This is a genomic window from Paenibacillus sp. 203 (genome assembly GCF_037027525.1).
GTDB lineage: Bacteria > Bacillota > Bacilli > Paenibacillales > Paenibacillaceae > Paenibacillus > Paenibacillus polymyxa_B.
Window position 1 is genome coordinate 173,837 of the sequence record NZ_JAXCHD010000006.1, and the last position, 17,115, is coordinate 190,951.

The window sequence follows — 17,115 nt, forward strand, 5'->3', positions numbered from 1 at the left end:
GCCTATGAAATACATAGGTAATGATATACAGTTGAGCCGAATTTCTATGGGAAAACGGGGGAACCATGTTACTGGGGTGAATTTTACAACCGATCCTGCTGGATCGGAAGTGTAAATAGGGCATACTGTGCTGCCCGAATCCGTCAGCTAACCTCGTAGGCTATGAGCAGGAACCAAGTCAGGCACTCGGTTTTCCGGTGTCTTTTTTTGTGCGTATAAAAGTGTTTGGATTGGTTAGACCGCTGCGGGTGCAGATTATTCTTCCGATTGCTGTTATCCCCGGATTTTTTTATTGTATACCCCCTTTAATGGTTAAAATCCGGAGATAAAGGCAAACGCTTCGCTTCTTCAGAACAATTCTGCCCCCTTCGCTACTGCCCGCCAATAGCACAGGGGGCCGAGTAGTGCTTGACATGCATTCTTCCTGTATTCAGGGAATGCTAATTATAGTTAACTAAGGTTTGGAAAAATCAAAAAATTCAGGGGCAACGACGATCGAAAGATCAAATGGAACGCGTAGCGAGCTTACACCGTATTAAATCACTGATTTATAGTTTTAAGGATTAGGAGAGAAGTGATGAATAGATGAATCCCAATGCAAGCTGGCTTCGGCTTTCTCCACCGCAGATATTCGTTGCGGGCTTTGCCATTATCATTCTAATAGGTAGCTTATTGTTAATGCTGCCGATCTCCAATACAACAGGAAAGCCACTTGCGTTTATAGACGCTTTGTTTACTGCCGCGTCCGCGACGTGTGTAACAGGGCTTGTCGTTAAGGATACAGGGACCTTTTTCACAACCTTTGGTCAAGTCGTCATCGCTGCACTCATTCAGATTGGCGGTCTCGGCTTTATGACTATGGCTACCTTGATCGCGCTGGTGTTCAAACGTCGGATTTCCTTGCGGGAGCGCCTCATTTTGCAGGAAGCGATGAATCAGACTTCTGTAGAGGGAATTGTCGGGTTAATCCGTAAGGTATTGCTGTACTCACTGGTTATTGAAGGCGTATGCGCTACGATATTCTCGGTTCGCTGGTCCTTTGATATGCCCGTAGGCAGGGCGATTTATTTTGGAATCTGGCATGCCATCTCCATGTTTAACAATGCTGGTTTTGATTTATTCGGTGAATTTCGCAGCTTGACAGGTTATGTATATGATCCGATTGTTAATTTTACCGCAATGTTTCTAATTATTTCTGGCGGCATTGGTTTTGTAGTGATGTCAGACCTGGCAGAATATCGCAAGCGCAAGAGACTGTCCTTGCATACCAAGGTGGTACTCAGCATGACGGGCGCAATGATTGTAGTCGGCACGCTCGTGATTTTTGTATTTGAGTTTACGAATCCAAGGACTCTTGGCTCGCTTGATTGGGGTGGTAAGCTACTGGGATCTTTATTCCAGTCCGTTACTCCCCGTACCGCAGGTGCCAATACGCTGGACATCGCAGGCTTGCGGCAGGCTACGCAGTTTTTTATCATCATACTCATGTTTATTGGGGCTTCTCCTGGTTCCACTGGAGGCGGGATTAAGACCACAACATTCGCCCTGCTCATTGGAGCGGTGATTTCGATGCTGCGGGGGCGGGAAGATATTGTACTGTTCAAGTACCGACTTGCGCAGGGACGAATTTACAAGGCTTTGACCATTACACTGCTGGGGTTGCTGTTCGTGATCGGGGTGACCATGATTTTGTCGGCAACCGAAGATCATCATTTTCTGATGATCTTGTTTGAGACGGTGTCTGCGTTTGGTACGGTGGGGCTGTCGATGGGGCTTACACCTGATTTGACAGTCATAGGAAAGTTGGTGATTACCCTGACGATGTTTGCAGGTAGACTGGGGCCACTCACGCTAGCTTATGCACTGGGGCCGAAAAAGGGTAAAGAATTGTATCGTCATCCGGAAGGCAAAATGATTATAGGATAAGGGAGTTTTCGAGTAGATATGAAAACGCAGCAGTTTGTAGTTATTGGCTTGGGGCGGTTCGGCTCAAGCCTGGCTTTGCAATTGGTTGATATGGGGTGCGAGGTGCTAGGCATTGACCGGAATGAGGATGTTGTGGACAGTATGAGTGAGATGTTGACACATACTGTCGTGGCGGACGCTACCGATGAAGATTCGTTGCGATCACTGGGCATCCGTAATTTCGATTGTGGCATTGTTGCTATTGGTGATGACATTCAGGTAAGCATCCTCACCGCCATTTTGCTGAAGGAGCTGGGTGTGAAAAAAGTTGTAGCCAAAGCCATATCTGTGCTGCACGGGCGTGCGTTAGAAAAGCTCGGTGTGGACCGGATTATTTATCCAGAACGGGATATGGGTATCCGGGTGGCTCACCAGCTAGTCACGCCTAATTTGCTCGATTATTTGGAGTTGTCTAAGGAATACAGTATTGTGGAACTCAATGTACCTGCATGTCTGAATGGCAAAACGCTAGCAGAGCTAAATGCCCGTACCCGCTTTGGTTGTAGCGTCGTGGCGCTTCATACAGCGAACGGTATCCTGATCGCACCGACGGCTATGGATCGGCTAAAAGCAGACGATATCATGGTCATCATCGGCTCGAATGACAATATCGGTCGCTTTGAGGATGAGGTTGTTAATGTTAATGAAGAGGATTAAACCCTCTACACCATACGGTAGCCTGCAAACGACGCACGTGTCTCGCTAATCCAGCGTCGTGCTGTCGGACCGAGATCGGTCGTCTCCGAGTAAATGAGGGAGGTCGTTCGGCGTGTCTCCTTCAAATCGGGCAAGTATAATGCAGTGAGTCCATTATCCCGTAATAGTTCGCTACGCAAATAGGATTTGGGCAGCAAGGCAGAAGCCTTACAGGTTGGAAGCAGGCGTACAATTGCCTCGAAGGAGTCGATTTCCATACGGATATCCGGCATGATGCCGCTGCGCTGGAACAAGTCATCCGTCAGACTGCGGTACCAGGTTCCTTTGGAGAAAATAATCATCGGCAATCCTTGCAGATCTTTCATCGAGGCCGTTCCTGTCTTGACGGTTAATTCATGTCCAATGGGAACAACGAGCTCCAAATGATCATCAAATAGCGGAATGCAACGCAGTCCGGCTTCATGAATGGCAGACCCGACAATACCGGCGTCTGCTTTTTTGTCACGTACAAAGGCGACGATTTCATGAGTTTTACCGGTGAGCAGCTTTAGCTCGGTTTGAGGATGCTTGCTCATGAAAGCTTCGACGAGGGTAGGCAGCGTCGTTTGGAGTGTCGTGAGACTAGCCCCGAGTGTAAGCATACTCTGGGCTTCATTTTTGTGCTGGGACAGCTTTTGTAAGAAGCGAAGCTGTCGTTGCCGTTGCTCTAGCGCGAATGTATAAACAAATCGGCCAGTGGACGTAATTTCGAGCCGTTTGCCCCGACGATCAAAAAGATTCACACCCAGCTCTTCCTCCAGCTTCGCAATTTTGCGAGACAGGGCAGGTTGGGACAGATTCAGCAGTTTGGAGGCTTTATTCAGGCTGGACTGCTCGACAATGACGGCAAAAGCGTTCAAATCCTCAAACAAATCATCCACTTCCTCTCTATATGCAAAAAAGACATAATAATTAATACGTATATTGCAATTCCATTATAAGCCGAAAAGGAGTAACATGAAAGCGACACAAGATGTTCACACTTTTGTTTTTCCTTATAAGGGACACCTTGTTGGACATTTCCTGTCGGAAACTGTCAATTTATATGTTATATTACTATTGAAAACGCTATTATTAGGAGAAGGGAGCATGACCTAGATGAGAGGATTTTATTCCAGAAAGCTGCATTCGCTTCTTGGCGTCATTCCGCTGGCTCTATTTTTTGTTGAGCATTTGGTGACGAACTTCACAGCGGTGGAGGGCGGCAAGGAAGGATTTAATCGCAGCGTGGCCTTCCTGAATGGTTTGCCACTGGTTATTGTGCTAGAAACGTTATTCATCTACTTGCCATTACTGTTCCACGGAATTTATGGCTTGTATATTGCGTATCAGGCTGACCCGAATGTCAAAAGATTCGGCTATTCACGTAACTGGCGCTTTCTGTTCCAGCGTATTTCTGGCGTTATTACGTTTGTATTTATTATCTGGCACGTATACGACACGCGCTTTCAGGTGGCTCTGGGTAATGTAACCCATGAGGAGCTAGGCGGAGTCATGCATGGCATCGTGACGAACCCGGTTTATTTCATTTTGTATTTAATCAGTGTCGTTTCGGCATCCTTTCACTTTGCTAACGGACTGTGGGCATTTATGGTCAGTTGGGGGATTACTGTGGGACCACGTGCGCAAAAAGTATCTTCTTATATCTGCATGACCCTGTTCGTGGTGGTGTCTATCGGCTTCGTCGCTTCCCTGCTTGCATTCCGCAGCGCGGAATTTCAGGAAACGGCAACTGCCTTGGTGCAATGCAGCGCTTTTAAACAGCTACTATAAACGACTCATATCAATTATACATCGTGTCGAGATTCTATTTTCAAACGTAAAAGGGGATTTGGTTAAAATCCTGAAAAAAAGGAGTGAGCAGAAATGGCAGCATCCAACATTATTGTCGTGGGCGGCGGTCTGGCAGGTCTAATGGCTACGATCAAGGCGGCAGAGGCGGGAGTTCACGTTCATTTATTTTCTTTGGTTCCGGTCAAAAGGTCCCACTCCGTTTGTGCTCAAGGCGGCATCAACGGTGCGGTTAATACCAAGGGTGAGGGAGACTCACCCTGGATTCACTTTGATGATTCAGTTTATGGTGGGGACTTTCTGGCCAACCAGCCTCCGGTAAAAGCGATGTGCGAAGCGGCCCCGGGGATCATTCATCTCATGGACCGCATGGGCGTCATGTTTAACCGGACACCGGAAGGACTGCTGGACTTCCGCCGCTTCGGCGGTACCCAGCATCATCGGACCGCCTTTGCCGGTGCGACGACAGGACAGCAGCTTCTGTACGCTCTCGATGAGCAGGTACGGCGCTGGGAATCTGCGGGTTTGGTGACCAAGTACGAGAACTGGGAGTTTTTACAGGCTGTACTGGATGATGAAGGCATCTGTCGAGGGATTTGCGGGCAGGATTTGCGTACGATGGAAGTGAAGACTTTTGCGGCGGATGCAGTTATTTTGGCGTCTGGTGGCCCCGGGATTATTTTCGGTAAAACCACGAATTCCGTCATTAATACGGGCACAGCTGCTGGTGCGGTGTATCAGCAAGGCGTACGCTATGCGAACGGTGAGTTTATCCAGATTCATCCGACGGCTATACCAGGTGATGACAAGCTGCGTCTCATGTCCGAGTCGGCACGGGGAGAGGGCGGTCGTATTTGGACGTATAAGGACGGTAAGCCATGGTATTTCCTCGAAGAAAAGTATCCGGCTTACGGAAATCTGGTCCCTCGCGATATTGCGACACGTGAAATATTCAGTGTATGCGTTGATGATGGACTGGGTATTAATGGCGAGAACATGGTCTACCTCGATCTGTCCCACAAGGACCCGAAAGAACTGGATGTAAAGCTGGGCGGCATTATTGAAATTTATGAAAAATTTGTCGGTGACGATCCGCGCAAAATCCCGATGAAAATATTCCCGGCTGTTCATTATTCAATGGGCGGCATGTGGGTCGATTACAATCAGATGACGAATATACCGGGCTTGTTCGCGGCTGGTGAGTGTGAATTCCAATATCACGGTGCGAACCGTTTGGGTGCGAACTCGTTGCTGTCAGCCATTTACGGCGGGATGGTGGCTGGACCTAAGGCTGTGGAATACATTAAAGGCTTGAAAAAATCTGCACAAGATATAGCTACCTCTGTATTTGATGCGGCAGTCAATCAGCAGACGGAGAAGTATGAGCGTATTTTGCATATGGACGGAAAAGAAAATGCCTATGTTCTTCATAAAGAGCTGGGTGAGTGGATGACGAACAACATGACTGTGGTTCGTTATAATGACAAGCTGGAAGCTACGATCCACAAGATCAAGGAGCTGAAGGAGCGTTACTCTAACATTAACATCAATGACGCTTCGCGCTGGAACAATGCGGGTGCGGCGTTTACACGGCAACTGTGGAATATGATGGAGCTGGCTGAAGCGATGACCAAAGGTGCGCTACTGCGCAACGAAAGCCGCGGGGCCCATTACAAACCAGACTTCCCGGATCGCAACGATGAGGATTTCCTGAAAACAACGATTGCGGACTGGACACCGGAAGGACCACAAATCTCGTATGAAGCGGTGGATGTTTCGCTGATCAAGCCGCGTATACGGGATTATTCCAAGAACAAATAACGGAAGGGAGTGTATTTAGATGTCGGAGCAAGCAGTGAAGTCGAATAAAACAGTGAAGTTCGTTGTGACCCGTCAAGCTGATCCTAAAGCCAGTCCCTATACGGAAGAATTCGAATTGGCTTATCGTCCGGGGATGAATGTGATTAGCGCGCTGATGGAAATTCAGCGTAACCCGGTGGACAGCCACGGTAAAGAGACGGCCCCGGTATGCTGGGAGTCGAATTGCCTGGAGGAAGTATGCGGAGCATGCTCCATGGTGATTAACGGCAAGCCGCGTCAGGCTTGTGCAGCGCTCGTCGATAAGCTGGAGCAGCCGATTACGATCGCGCCGATGAGCACGTTCCCGGTAGTTCGGGATTTGGTCATCGACCGCAGCCGGATGTTTAATGCGCTCAAGAAGGTCAAGGCGTGGATTCCGATTGACGGTACCTACGATCTGGGCCCTGGTCCTAGAATGGCAGAGAAAAAGCGTCAGTGGGCGTATGAGCTGTCCAAGTGCATGACCTGCGGTGTCTGTCTGGAAGCTTGCCCGAACGTCAACGAGAAGACGACGTTCATCGGACCTGCGGCGATATCTCAGGTTCGCCTGTTTAACAGCCATCCGACAGGGGAAATGAATCAGGAAGAGCGGCTGGAGGCGTTGATGACGGACGATGGGCTGGAAGGGTGCGGGAACTCGCAAAACTGCGTACGCTCTTGCCCGAAAGGCATTCCGTTGACAACTTCCATTGCCGAAATGAATAAGGAAACGACCAAGCATATGTTCAAGCGCTGGCTGACTGTATAGCAAATAGGTTATGCCCAAACAGGCTTTTTCTCAAACTGGAGAAAGCCTGTTTTTTTGCGCTCAGAAAAGATGGAGGGTAACATGGAGGAAGGAGCGCGGATAGCAGTTATGGTATAATTATGGTATTGTGTATCGTTTTTGGAGAAAAGGAGGCTGGACAGGTGACTGTGCAACCGATAACGAATCGACCTGTCACTAGGTCGGATGTCATGAAGGGATTAAAGGAGCTGGGAGTTCGGAGCGGCATGACATTGCTTGTTCACTCGTCGATGCGCAGCTTTGGACGCTTTATTCCAGGCGGGGCCTCGGCCATTCTTGCCGCGCTAACCGAAGCGGTTGGCCCGGAAGGGACGCTGGTGATGCCGACACAGTCTCATGACTTGACTGATCCTTCGACCTGGATGAACCCGCCTCTGGACGAGTCATGGTGGGAATTGGTACGCGAGGAAATGCCCGCTTATGATCCGGCCTGGACGCTGACCGGGGGGATGGGCATCATTGTAGAAACGTTCCGTGGCCTGCCGGGAACCAAGCGCAGCGGGCATCCGCATGTTTCTCTGGCGGCACGTGGACCTGCTGCTTTGGGATTACTGACAGATCATCAGCTCGACTATGGTCTGGGTGAGCATTCGCCTTTGGCAAAGCTGTATGAGGCAGATGCCTATGTGCTGCTGTTGGGCTGCGGACATGACAGCAACACGTCCTTGCATTTGGCGGAATATCGAACAGCCTATAATGGACGAGAAGTGATCACGCATCAAGCTCCTATGATGGTGGATGGAGCAAAAGCGTGGGTATCTTTTCAGGATTTTAATATTACCTCAGATGACTTTGAGAAGCTGGGACTTGATTTTGAACGGGACTGTCCCTCAGCTTTTACGCGAGTGAACATTGGAGAGGCTTCATGTTTTTTCGCGAGGCAACGTGATTTGGTAGACTATGCGGAGCAGTGGTTGTCCACCCATCGCTAAAGCTTCTGGACAGTAAGAATTTCTAAAAAGTGAGATCAAGGAATAGATCGCAAGGGGGAACGCATATGGAGAAGACGCCGCACACCCGCCGCGAGAGTCAGGATGGCCCGCATCAGGGGGCCGCTATCCCTCCCGGTTCTTCGCGGCGTTCCATTTCAAATGAACCCGCTAATCCTTCGCGCCGTCATTTTTTGAAAAAGGCGGCTTTAGCCACAGCCGGAACCGCGCTTCTGGCTGGAGGATATGCTTCCTTATGGGAGCCTAATCATTTGGAAATTACACGCTTCAACTTGACTCTCCCTCGTCTTCCGTCTGCTTTTGACGGAATCAGGGTCGTACATTTCAGTGATGTGCACTTGGGTTTTCATATGGATGAGCAGGATCTGCGCGAGCTTGCGGACCGTATAGCAGGTCTGAAGCCAGATTTGCTCTGTTTTACAGGCGATATTGTAGATGACTATGCAGTATCCATGAAGGCTGCTGTTCCAGTTATGGCTTCGATGCACGCCACACTTGGCAAATTTGCTATTCTGGGCAATCATGATTATAGAGGCTTACCAGCCGGAGTTCAGGAATTATACCCTAAAACCGGATTTACACTGCTGAGAAACGAGCATGCGATTGTAGAGCTTTCGGGACAGCGTGTAGCCATGGTCGGTTTAGAGGATAACATCATGGGCAAGCCCAATCCGCAGCGTGCCATTCACGGGCTACCTGATGAGATGTGCAAGCTGCTGCTGATGCATGAGCCGGACTATGCAGATATAGCGGCGCAAATGTCCTTTGATCTTCAACTGTCGGGGCATACGCATGGAGGACAGGTACGCTTGCCGGTCATTGGAGCACCAATGCCGCCTCCGGGTGGACGCAAGTACATCCAGGGATTATTTCATGTGGGAACAGAGAGAATGCCGCTGTATGTCAGCCGAGGCATTGGCATGACACATTTGCCGATTCGCGTGCTGTGCAGACCAGAGCTTAGTGTCATTACGCTAAAATCCGGCCAATAGGCCATGATCTTTTTTTCATCTTTATCATATATGTTGGAACTACATAAAGATGGCTTGAATGTAGTGTAGAGATGTAGTCGTTTCGGACAAAGGAGTGAGGTTCAGATGGATCGTATTGCTGTCATTTCAGATATTCATGGCAATTGGCCTGCCTGTGAGGCGGTGCTGGAGGATATTGCTTCCCGAGGCATTAGCCGTGTGTTTTGTTTGGGGGATCTGATCGGCAAAGGGCCTAGCCCGTGCGAGGTTCTGGATGCTGTCCGTCAACGTTGTGAAGTGGTCGTGCGGGGGAATTGGGATGAGCTGGTTAGTATTACGGATGATCTCAATTTTAGCTGGCAAGCCGAGCGCTTGGGGGCAGAACGAGTGCAGTATTTGGCACAGTTACCGTTTCATTATGATTTCAGAATGAGCGGACGCCGTATCCGTCTGGTGCATGCCTCGCCGCAAAGTGTATATCACCGTGTGCAGCCATGGGATGAGCCGGAAAAACGGCTTGCCATGTTCGATCCATTAGCAGAAGAAAATGGAAAAGTTGCTTTTGCTCCAGATGTTGTGGGATATGGTGATGTGCACAATGCTTTTATCCAGCATTTTCAGGGAAAAACCCTTTTTAACGTCGGCAGTGTCGGGAATCCGTTGGATGTTACGCAGGCTTCCTACTGCATTTTAGAGGGCGAGATGGGAGAGGAGCAGCCTACGTCCTTCTCCATTCATTTTGTACGTGTACCTTATGATATAGAACTGGCAGTAAAACAAGCGGAGGAAGCTGCTGTGCCTTCTTTGCCGTATTATATTCGAGAGCTGCGCACAGGAATTTACCGCGGGATTCAGGACCTGGATTAAGTATGGAAACATTCATTTCTAAAAGCCAATCCATCCGCAGGGGGGAACATTGTGCTGACCAGAGAAATGCTTCGTCTTGGGCTACCGGAGCTTTACACCCGCCGAGTCCGATTGCGCCAGCTAAGAACGGAGGATTATCCCGCGCTGGAACGGATTCTATCCGATCCATTGGTGATCCAATATGTGAATCGAATTCGCAAACCAGTCAATACACGAATGCGGCGTCTGGTTGCGCAAATTAAAATATCTGCTGATTCACTAGATTCCCTGCATTTTGCGGTGGAATGGCATCAGAGAAATACAGGAGAAAGCAATCTACTTGGTGAATCCAATGAGCTTACCTCCTCACCGTTGCTCGGTATCGTCTCTTTTCAGCAATGGAATGAAAGAACGGGTGAGGCACAACTGGGCTATATTCTGGATCGTCCTTTTTGGGGACAGGGGCTGGCTACAGAAGTGGTGGGAGAAATGCTGAATTTTGGTTTCGGATCTTTGAAGCTCAAGCGGATCGAAAGTCGTTGCCAAGAGGATAATCAGGCTTCCATGCGCGTACTTATTAAAAATAAGATGCGCCTGCTGCGTACAATTGGTGCTTATGATCCCTCAGGAGAGGTGCCGAGTGTATTGGTATTTTCGATGAACCAAGGAGATTATGCATAGAAATGGCAGTGGAATATTTTGTTACAAAGATGAAATATAACTGCAAAACAACTCTAACACAGGACGGGTACAATACAGACATGACCCCCTTTTGAATAATAAATGTTGCTGGGACCCGATGATTCGGGTCCTCTTTTTTTGTTATTCTATAGTTAGGACTGAACAGGAAAGAAGGGCTGATATTGGCTTTGAATATATGGAGTGCAGACATACATCATTTATTTGACCAATTCACGGAGCTTGTGGATGGTCGTATTCATCATAAAAAATGGGAGCAACAACTCACGCTTCCCCCGCATATGGGCAAGGGAAGCATGACACGCACACAGATTCGCCCAGGTATGGAAATCGTGGTCACGGATCTCACCTTTGAACAGAATATGAAGCTTCATATTCAGGAGGCTTGTCCGCTCTTTGAACTCAGCTATTGCTTAAACGGTGAAATATACTGTGAATGGAACGGCAAAGAAAGTCATACCAATCGTTTGACCGGGAATGTTTTATATTTAGAGGATGAACTGGTTTATGAGGAAAAGAAGGCAGGAGTTCGCCATCAAATGCTGGAAATACGATGTTCTCCACAAGAGCTTTTTCATTATGCCGGAGATATCGCAGAAAAGCATAGCATGGAAACATGGTTACAGCGTTACAAGGGGAATATCGACTCTTATGCGGATACGCCAGCCATGCATAAGTGTGTTTTTGACATGATACATTGCAACTACAATGGGACGATGAAACGGTTATACATGGAAAGCAAGGCAATGGAGTTTATTGCATTATTTGGGGAGATGGATGGACATGAAATAAGGGGTACAAGCCATTTTATAAGTCGTGAAGATATATCCAAGCTCCAAAAGGCTCGTGAATTCGTCATTCTTCATTTTGAACATCCCCTGTCTATTCAAGCGCTGGCCCGAAAGGTTGGGCTTAATGAATTCAAGCTAAAGAAGGGATTCCCCCATTTATTCGGAATGACTATTTTTGAAATGGTGCGTAAGCAAAGAATGGAAAAAGCACTCTGGTACTTGGAAGTTGAACAATTAAACATTGGAGAGACTGCCTTTTCAATTGGGTACAGCAACGCCAGCAATTTTACGACAACCTTTCGAAAGTATTATGGTTGTAATCCTAGCGAATATATCAAGAAAATACGTAACCCAGATACATTTTCGAATAAATCTTAATGAAACCAATCCTTCAAGCATATCCATCATGTTTGGAGGATTTTGCATTTGTGCTCCTTCTATAGGGATAGAAAATACCTCCGTAGGTAGAGCCTCCTTCCTTTATAGATGATAATGGTTATCAAGTTGAGATGAGAAATGAAAAGATCAAAGATAACCATTATAGAGTTGGAGGAACTACCATGAAAGATCGTTTTGCCATATCCATGACTAATCCTCAAGCAGTACAGCAGGTAGACTCGCGTCGCTGGTACGCATTAGCTCTTATTTTACTTCCCACTTTGTTGATTTCATTGAATACCTATATGATGCAGGTTGCCCTTCCGATGATGCAGGCGGACCTGCACGCCAGCTTTTCGGAGGCACAGCTCATATTTACGGGCTATTCTCTGGGATTGGCTGTGGCCTTGATATTGGGTGGCAAACTAGGAGATATGTATGGTAGAAGACGCATGTTATGCATCGGGGTGTTGGGTTTTACATTAATGGCTTTGTTAGGAGGGATCGTATCGCACCCTACATTAATCATTATGATCCGTGTGCTTCAAGGGATATCAGCTGCCATGATTCAACCTCAGGTTCTATCTATCATGCAAAGCAGCTTTCTTCCCAGAGAGAAAGGGCTGGTATTTGCGATTTATGGAGCTATCATTGGGGTTGGGTTTACACTTGGTTTAATTCTGGGTGGATTTTTGGTAGACTGGAACCTTTTTGGTCTGGGTTGGCGTATTATTTTCTTTTTTAATGTTCCCTTTGGGCTGTTAGTGTTATTCTTTTGTCCTATTATTTCGGAATCCTATGGCAGATCCGTGCCAAACATGGATTGGGCAGGGGCCTTTCTGTTGCTTCTTGGTTTATTGTTGTTTGTCTATCCGTTGACAACCGGACAAAAGCAGGGCTGGGCTTTAGGGACATGGGGTTGTCTGCTGTTGTCCATTCTGGTTTTGGTTGCTTTTATAGTTACGCAAATGGGAAAAGAAAAGAAGGGAGGCTCGCCTTTTATTCGTCTATCTATATTTAGAAAGAGTTCATTCGGCGCAGGGATATTGACGGTAATTGTCATCTATCTTAGTATGTTTTCGTTCTTCTTTATTTTGAATTATTATGTACAATCCGGTTTGAAATACAGTGTTCGATCCACAAGTATGGTCTTTTTACCGCTAGGTGTTGGCTTTTTTCTTACCTCATTATGGTCGTCCAGGCTGGTTAAGAGGTGGGGGAGCAAGGTGCTGAAATCAGGTATGCTAATCATGGGGATTTGTAGCTTTCTGCTCATTGGATCGTTACATCTAGATGCGTTCCACCTATTTCATATTCAAAATATCATGATATTAGGTGTATATGGTTTGGGTCTCGGGATGGCCACAACGCCACTGGCTCATGTCGTCCTAGGTGCTGTATCGGCTGAAGAGGCAGGAACGGGCTCAGGCTTGTTCACGACCTTTATGTACTTGGCTAATTCGTTGGGAGTCGCTTTGATTGGGTTCTTGTTCTCTTCCTCGCTTCATCACACGCTTTCAGAAGCTAAATTGTCAGATTATATCAGGGCATTCTCTATCTCTGTGGCGGCGAGTGGCCTTCTTGCCTTGGCTGGGCTCATTTGTATTTCAGTTTGTTACAAAAATGAAACATAAATGCAAAGTTACTTTAACATAGAGTGGGTACAACATAGACATGACCCCCTTTGAATTATATATATTGCTGGGACCCGAAGCTTCGGGTCCTCTTTTTTTTATGATTTATAAGAACGGTTCAGGCTAGTTACCAGTTCTGGAAGCCATTCATGTAGGGAGAGAAATGAGTATCCCTCTGACTGGGCTTTGGACGTATCCATGTACCACGATTGTGTAATACCAAATGGAGACATGTGCTCGTCTGCTGTTTTTTCTTTCATCACAGCTTGTTTTGCCGTTACCTGCTCAATGATCGAAATGATCTCTCTAATCCTCACTGTACCGTCGGAGCAAGCATTTACGGGACCAGTTAAATGAGTGTGACCAAGCCAAAACAGAAAATCTGCGGCTTCATCGGAACGAATAAATGAGATTTGTGCTGCGGAATTAGGGACTCCGATTTCTATCCCTTCACGAATATGTTCGATATGAAAATGAAGTCTTTTCGTATAATCGTCTGTCCCCAATACAATCGGAAAACGAACAGCAACTACAGGGAATGTAGCTTGCTGCATAAAAACTGCTTCTGCCTGCCGTTTAGCCTCCTGATATGTAAAATCGTCCTTCCCGCCCTTGCGAACCGGATAAGCCTGAGGGTCAAAGATGCTCTCTGTCAGCACTTCCGGGCTCGAATCATAGACGGATAGGCTGGAGGTCACAATATACCTCTTAGCTTTAGCATCAAAAATGCGGCAGGCTTCGCTTGCTTCATCTGGAGAAAAGCAAATATTATCATAAACAACGTCCCACACTTGCTCACCTACCGCCTCAGCGAGCGCTTGCCGATCGGTACGGTCTGCACAGATCCGCTGAACGCGGTCACCAAACGAATCGCTTGCTTGGCCCCGTGTGAGGATGGTAACGGAGTTCTCGGAACTCTCCAGCAGACGTTCCACCAGTCTCTTGCCAAAAAAACGCGTTCCACCCAATACAAGTATCTTTTTCATACTTACATCACTCCTCCTGAAATGGTTTTCATTTATATTAAGATAGACGAAATAATGATTGTAAATGATACGGAGCGACTGAAAAGAGGAGGATCATATGCCATACGTAGAGATTCAGAACTTAGAAATGTATTATGAAAAAATGGGGGCAGGAGAACCCGTCATATTTTTGCACAGTCATTATTCAAGAGGAATTCTAGCTTTTTCATCTCAATTACTTGATTTTCAGCAAAAGTATACATGTTATTTTCCCGACCACAGGGGTCATGGCAGAACAAAATGTGATAGCCTGGAATGGAGCACCCCTCAACTCGCAGAAGATGTAATTGATTTTATGGAGGCGCTACATATTTCCAAAGCCCATCTTATTGGGTACAGCTGCGGAGGCAATGTGGCTTTATACTGTGCGGTGAAGCACCCTCAAATGTTCGCTACCGTTACGACCATAGGCTGTAGTGGAGTCGCATGTCCTGAGGGGGCAGATGAATTTGAACCAGAGTGGCTCATCAAAAACGAACGTTATGAAATGATCCATCAAATGATGGATCGGCATGAGGAGGCACATCAGGGGAATTGGCAAGAATTTATGCGTCAGAGCGCACAGGATTGGCGCCAATATCCGCAATTGACACGTAGTGAGTTAAGCAGCATTACGTGCCCTGCATTATTTATCGCGGGTGAACATGATGATTTCGCCACAGAAGAGCAACTTCTGGAATTATGCTCAAGGGTCCAAGACTCACGTTATCTAATTGCTCCGGGTTGTAGTCATCGACCGCACATGCTTAGAGAGAAGCCGATCTTAATCAATGATTCTATTCTTCAATTTTTGAGCAAACACGCGATTCGTTGATCATAAATTTGTATCCTGCAGGCGGAGTGGAGAATTTGAATCTGGAGAAGCGCAGACGTTCGCCTTTGCAATGGGATTCTACCCTTTAAAGGGCTTATACCATCCAGTGAATCCCGTTGCAACAGCGATCATAAGATCAAATCATTCGCATAGTGGTGGAGCACCGCCTAATCTTACTCTCCTAGAAGCTTCAAGAAATTGGCCGGCACCGTAATTTGCTGATTATTAATCATAATCTTCCGAAGCTCCTCTATGGAGTCCTCTTCACCTCTAGCGTCTTTAATCTCCTTAATTTCACGATGCAGTCGCTCCATTTGAAGATCGAGAGCATTAGCGGAATCTGCTGCGTTCTTTAATTCACGTGTCAGGTTTTCGGGCACAGACTGGTTGTATTTATAAAAGATTTTATGCTCCAGGCTGGCCCAGAAATCCATCGCAATGGTTCGAATTTGCACTTCTACGCAGACTAGCTCCTCACAATCCGACATGAATACAGGAACTTGAACCAGCAAATGCAGGCTCTGGTAACCGTTCGGCTTGGGATTCTTGATGTAATCCTTAATTTCCAGTACCTTCAAGTCACTTTGTCTCTGAAGCATGTTACTGACATCATAAATGTCAGAAATAAAAGAGCAAGTAATACGCAAACCTGCGATATCCTTAATATGATCTTTGATAGCATTCAGCGATAACTCGCTATTTTTACGAATCATTTTATTCATGATGCTCTCAGGAGATTTAAGGCGTGATTTGGTATGCTCAATAGGGCTGTAATCGTGCAATGCTTGGAATTCCTGCTTTAATATTTCAATCTTGGTTTCCATTTCGTCGAGCGCAAATTTATAGATGAGCATAAATCGCGTGATATCATGTTTTAGCTTTTTAAGCTTGCCCATAGGATCTTCCAAGTGCATATGTAATTCTCCTCACACATAGATGTCATAATCTTGCTAAGCGTTCGCCTTTGCAATGGAATTATCACCTTATAAATTATAATCCCCAACAATCCCATTGCAGCAGCGTTCGTAAGATCAAATGATTTGCGGAGCGGCGATCCCCAACTTAAACAAATTTTAAAGCGCCACAGGAATTTTACGTTTTTCTTTAAAATAGACCCATTCCCGGAAGCCGATATCCTTCAGCATTGCCTTTACTTCTTCCCAGTCATCGCCTACCCGCGAAGGCTTATGGGCATCCGAACCAAAAGTAACCTCCACACCAAAATGGTGCGCTCTTTCTAAAATAGAAGCAGACGGGTACCATCCGCCACTCAGCTTGGTTTTACCCGAAGTGTTAATTTCAATCGCCACATTGGATTCCGCAATTACCTGCAAGGTTTCATCAATGGCTTCATCGGCAGGAATGTCTGAAAAGGCAGGAAAGTTTCCCTTCATTGCGTCAATATGACCCAAAATTTGGAACATGCCGCTTCGCGCAGATTCCTGAATGAGCGCATAGTAGGCTTGTTTGACCTCGATTTTACGAGCGTCGCTTAATTTGTTCCAACGGTTACGGTTAAAAATGCTGTTCCCTTCGACATTGTGAATCGACCCAATGAGGTAATCAAATGGATAAGGAGCCAGAGTGGAACGATATAATTCAGCAAAATCAGGAAAATAATCCGTTTCCAATCCAAGGAGCACGTCAATACGGCCTTCGTATTCCTTTTTAAGCTGTTGTACCTCTTCTACGTATTCAGCAAGCTGTGACTTAGCCATATAAATTTTAGGAAAAGCCTGATCCTGTTCGCTGCCCAGGAAAGGGGAATGGTCCGAAATACCAATCGCTTGTAAGCCCGACTGAATGCCTGCTTCAATGTAATCTCGAATGTTTCCGTCTGCATGACCGCAGCGGAAATGATGGGTGTGCAGATCAAATTTCATAGCCTGTCTTCCTTTCGTAATCAGG

Annotated in this window: 16 protein-coding genes and 1 riboswitch; of the genes, 12 read left to right on the forward strand and 4 right to left on the reverse strand. The window is 46.8% G+C overall.

The window, feature by feature from the left end; all coding sequences use genetic code 11:
* Positions 1-24 precede the first annotated feature (24 nt).
* A riboswitch (cyclic di-AMP (ydaO/yuaA leader) is annotated at positions 25-177 on the forward strand.
* 408 nt (positions 178-585) lie between these two features.
* Together WA407_RS15745 and WA407_RS15750 are read left to right on the forward strand one after the other, a co-directional pair.
* Positions 586-1,926: a TrkH family potassium uptake protein gene (locus WA407_RS15745; RefSeq protein WP_061830111.1), complete on the forward strand. Its 1,341-nt coding sequence runs from the start codon at positions 586-588 to the stop codon at positions 1,924-1,926.
* Between the two features lie 18 nt (positions 1,927-1,944).
* Entirely contained in the window at positions 1,945-2,622 is a 678-nt protein-coding gene (locus WA407_RS15750) for a potassium channel family protein (protein ID WP_028541455.1), read from the forward strand.
* A 5-nt stretch (positions 2,623-2,627) separates the two neighbouring features.
* On the opposite strand, the gene WA407_RS15755 is transcribed toward WA407_RS15750, so the two are convergent.
* Positions 2,628-3,533 carry a LysR family transcriptional regulator gene (locus WA407_RS15755; RefSeq protein ID WP_028541456.1) on the reverse strand — a complete coding sequence of 302 codons (906 nt, stop codon included), beginning with the start codon at positions 3,531-3,533 and terminating at the stop codon, positions 2,628-2,630.
* A gap of 226 nt (positions 3,534-3,759) precedes the next feature.
* Between WA407_RS15755 and WA407_RS15760 the strand changes: the two genes are divergently transcribed.
* The 9 genes from WA407_RS15760 to WA407_RS15800 all read left to right on the forward strand — a co-directional run bounded on the left by WA407_RS15760 (position 3,760) and on the right by WA407_RS15800 (position 13,368).
* On the forward strand, positions 3,760-4,434 hold the full coding sequence (locus WA407_RS15760) for a succinate dehydrogenase cytochrome b558 subunit (RefSeq protein ID WP_016820038.1): 675 nt from the start codon (positions 3,760-3,762) through the stop codon (positions 4,432-4,434).
* 93 nt (positions 4,435-4,527) lie between these two features.
* Positions 4,528-6,273: a succinate dehydrogenase flavoprotein subunit gene (sdhA, locus tag WA407_RS15765; protein ID WP_013311796.1), complete on the forward strand. Its 1,746-nt coding sequence runs from the start codon at positions 4,528-4,530 to the stop codon at positions 6,271-6,273.
* Positions 6,274-6,292: 19 nt separating this feature from the next.
* Positions 6,293-7,060 carry a succinate dehydrogenase iron-sulfur subunit gene (gene sdhB / locus WA407_RS15770; protein WP_013311795.1) on the forward strand — a complete coding sequence of 256 codons (768 nt, stop codon included), beginning with the start codon at positions 6,293-6,295 and terminating at the stop codon, positions 7,058-7,060.
* Between the two features lie 161 nt (positions 7,061-7,221).
* Entirely contained in the window at positions 7,222-8,031 is an 810-nt protein-coding gene (locus WA407_RS15775; protein ID WP_254329222.1) for an aminoglycoside N(3)-acetyltransferase, read from the forward strand.
* Between the two features lie 65 nt (positions 8,032-8,096).
* Complete coding sequence (locus WA407_RS15780; RefSeq protein WP_336077745.1) at positions 8,097-9,041, forward strand: metallophosphoesterase; 945 nt, start codon at positions 8,097-8,099, stop codon at positions 9,039-9,041.
* Between the two features lie 105 nt (positions 9,042-9,146).
* Positions 9,147-9,887, forward strand: a complete 741-nt coding sequence (locus WA407_RS15785; RefSeq protein WP_025724028.1) for a metallophosphoesterase family protein — start codon at positions 9,147-9,149, stop codon at positions 9,885-9,887.
* A gap of 51 nt (positions 9,888-9,938) precedes the next feature.
* Positions 9,939-10,547 (forward strand): GNAT family N-acetyltransferase, encoded by a 609-nt coding sequence (locus WA407_RS15790; RefSeq protein WP_165179098.1) that lies wholly within the window; start codon positions 9,939-9,941, stop codon positions 10,545-10,547.
* A 182-nt stretch (positions 10,548-10,729) separates the two neighbouring features.
* Positions 10,730-11,734, forward strand: a complete 1,005-nt coding sequence (locus WA407_RS15795; RefSeq protein WP_235308443.1) for a helix-turn-helix transcriptional regulator — start codon at positions 10,730-10,732, stop codon at positions 11,732-11,734.
* Between the two features lie 182 nt (positions 11,735-11,916).
* Positions 11,917-13,368, forward strand: a complete 1,452-nt coding sequence (locus WA407_RS15800) for an MFS transporter (RefSeq protein ID WP_336077746.1) — start codon at positions 11,917-11,919, stop codon at positions 13,366-13,368.
* A 98-nt stretch (positions 13,369-13,466) separates the two neighbouring features.
* Here the strand turns inward: WA407_RS15800 and WA407_RS15805 are convergent, their stop codons facing one another.
* Positions 13,467-14,354: an NAD-dependent epimerase/dehydratase family protein gene (locus WA407_RS15805; RefSeq protein WP_336077747.1), complete on the reverse strand. Its 888-nt coding sequence runs from the start codon at positions 14,352-14,354 to the stop codon at positions 13,467-13,469.
* 97 nt (positions 14,355-14,451) lie between these two features.
* Between WA407_RS15805 and WA407_RS15810 the strand changes: the two genes are divergently transcribed.
* Complete coding sequence (locus tag WA407_RS15810; protein ID WP_069290312.1) at positions 14,452-15,207, forward strand: alpha/beta fold hydrolase; 756 nt, start codon at positions 14,452-14,454, stop codon at positions 15,205-15,207.
* Positions 15,208-15,380: 173 nt separating this feature from the next.
* Here WA407_RS15810 and WA407_RS15815 read toward each other — a convergent pair whose 3' ends face one another.
* On the reverse strand, positions 15,381-16,121 hold the full coding sequence (locus WA407_RS15815; protein WP_254329217.1) for a GTP pyrophosphokinase: 741 nt from the start codon (positions 16,119-16,121) through the stop codon (positions 15,381-15,383).
* Positions 16,122-16,280: 159 nt separating this feature from the next.
* A complete protein-coding gene (locus WA407_RS15820) occupies positions 16,281-17,090 on the reverse strand; it encodes a histidinol-phosphatase (protein ID WP_235308446.1) in 810 nt (269 codons plus the stop codon).
* Between the last annotated feature and the right edge of the window lie 25 nt (positions 17,091-17,115).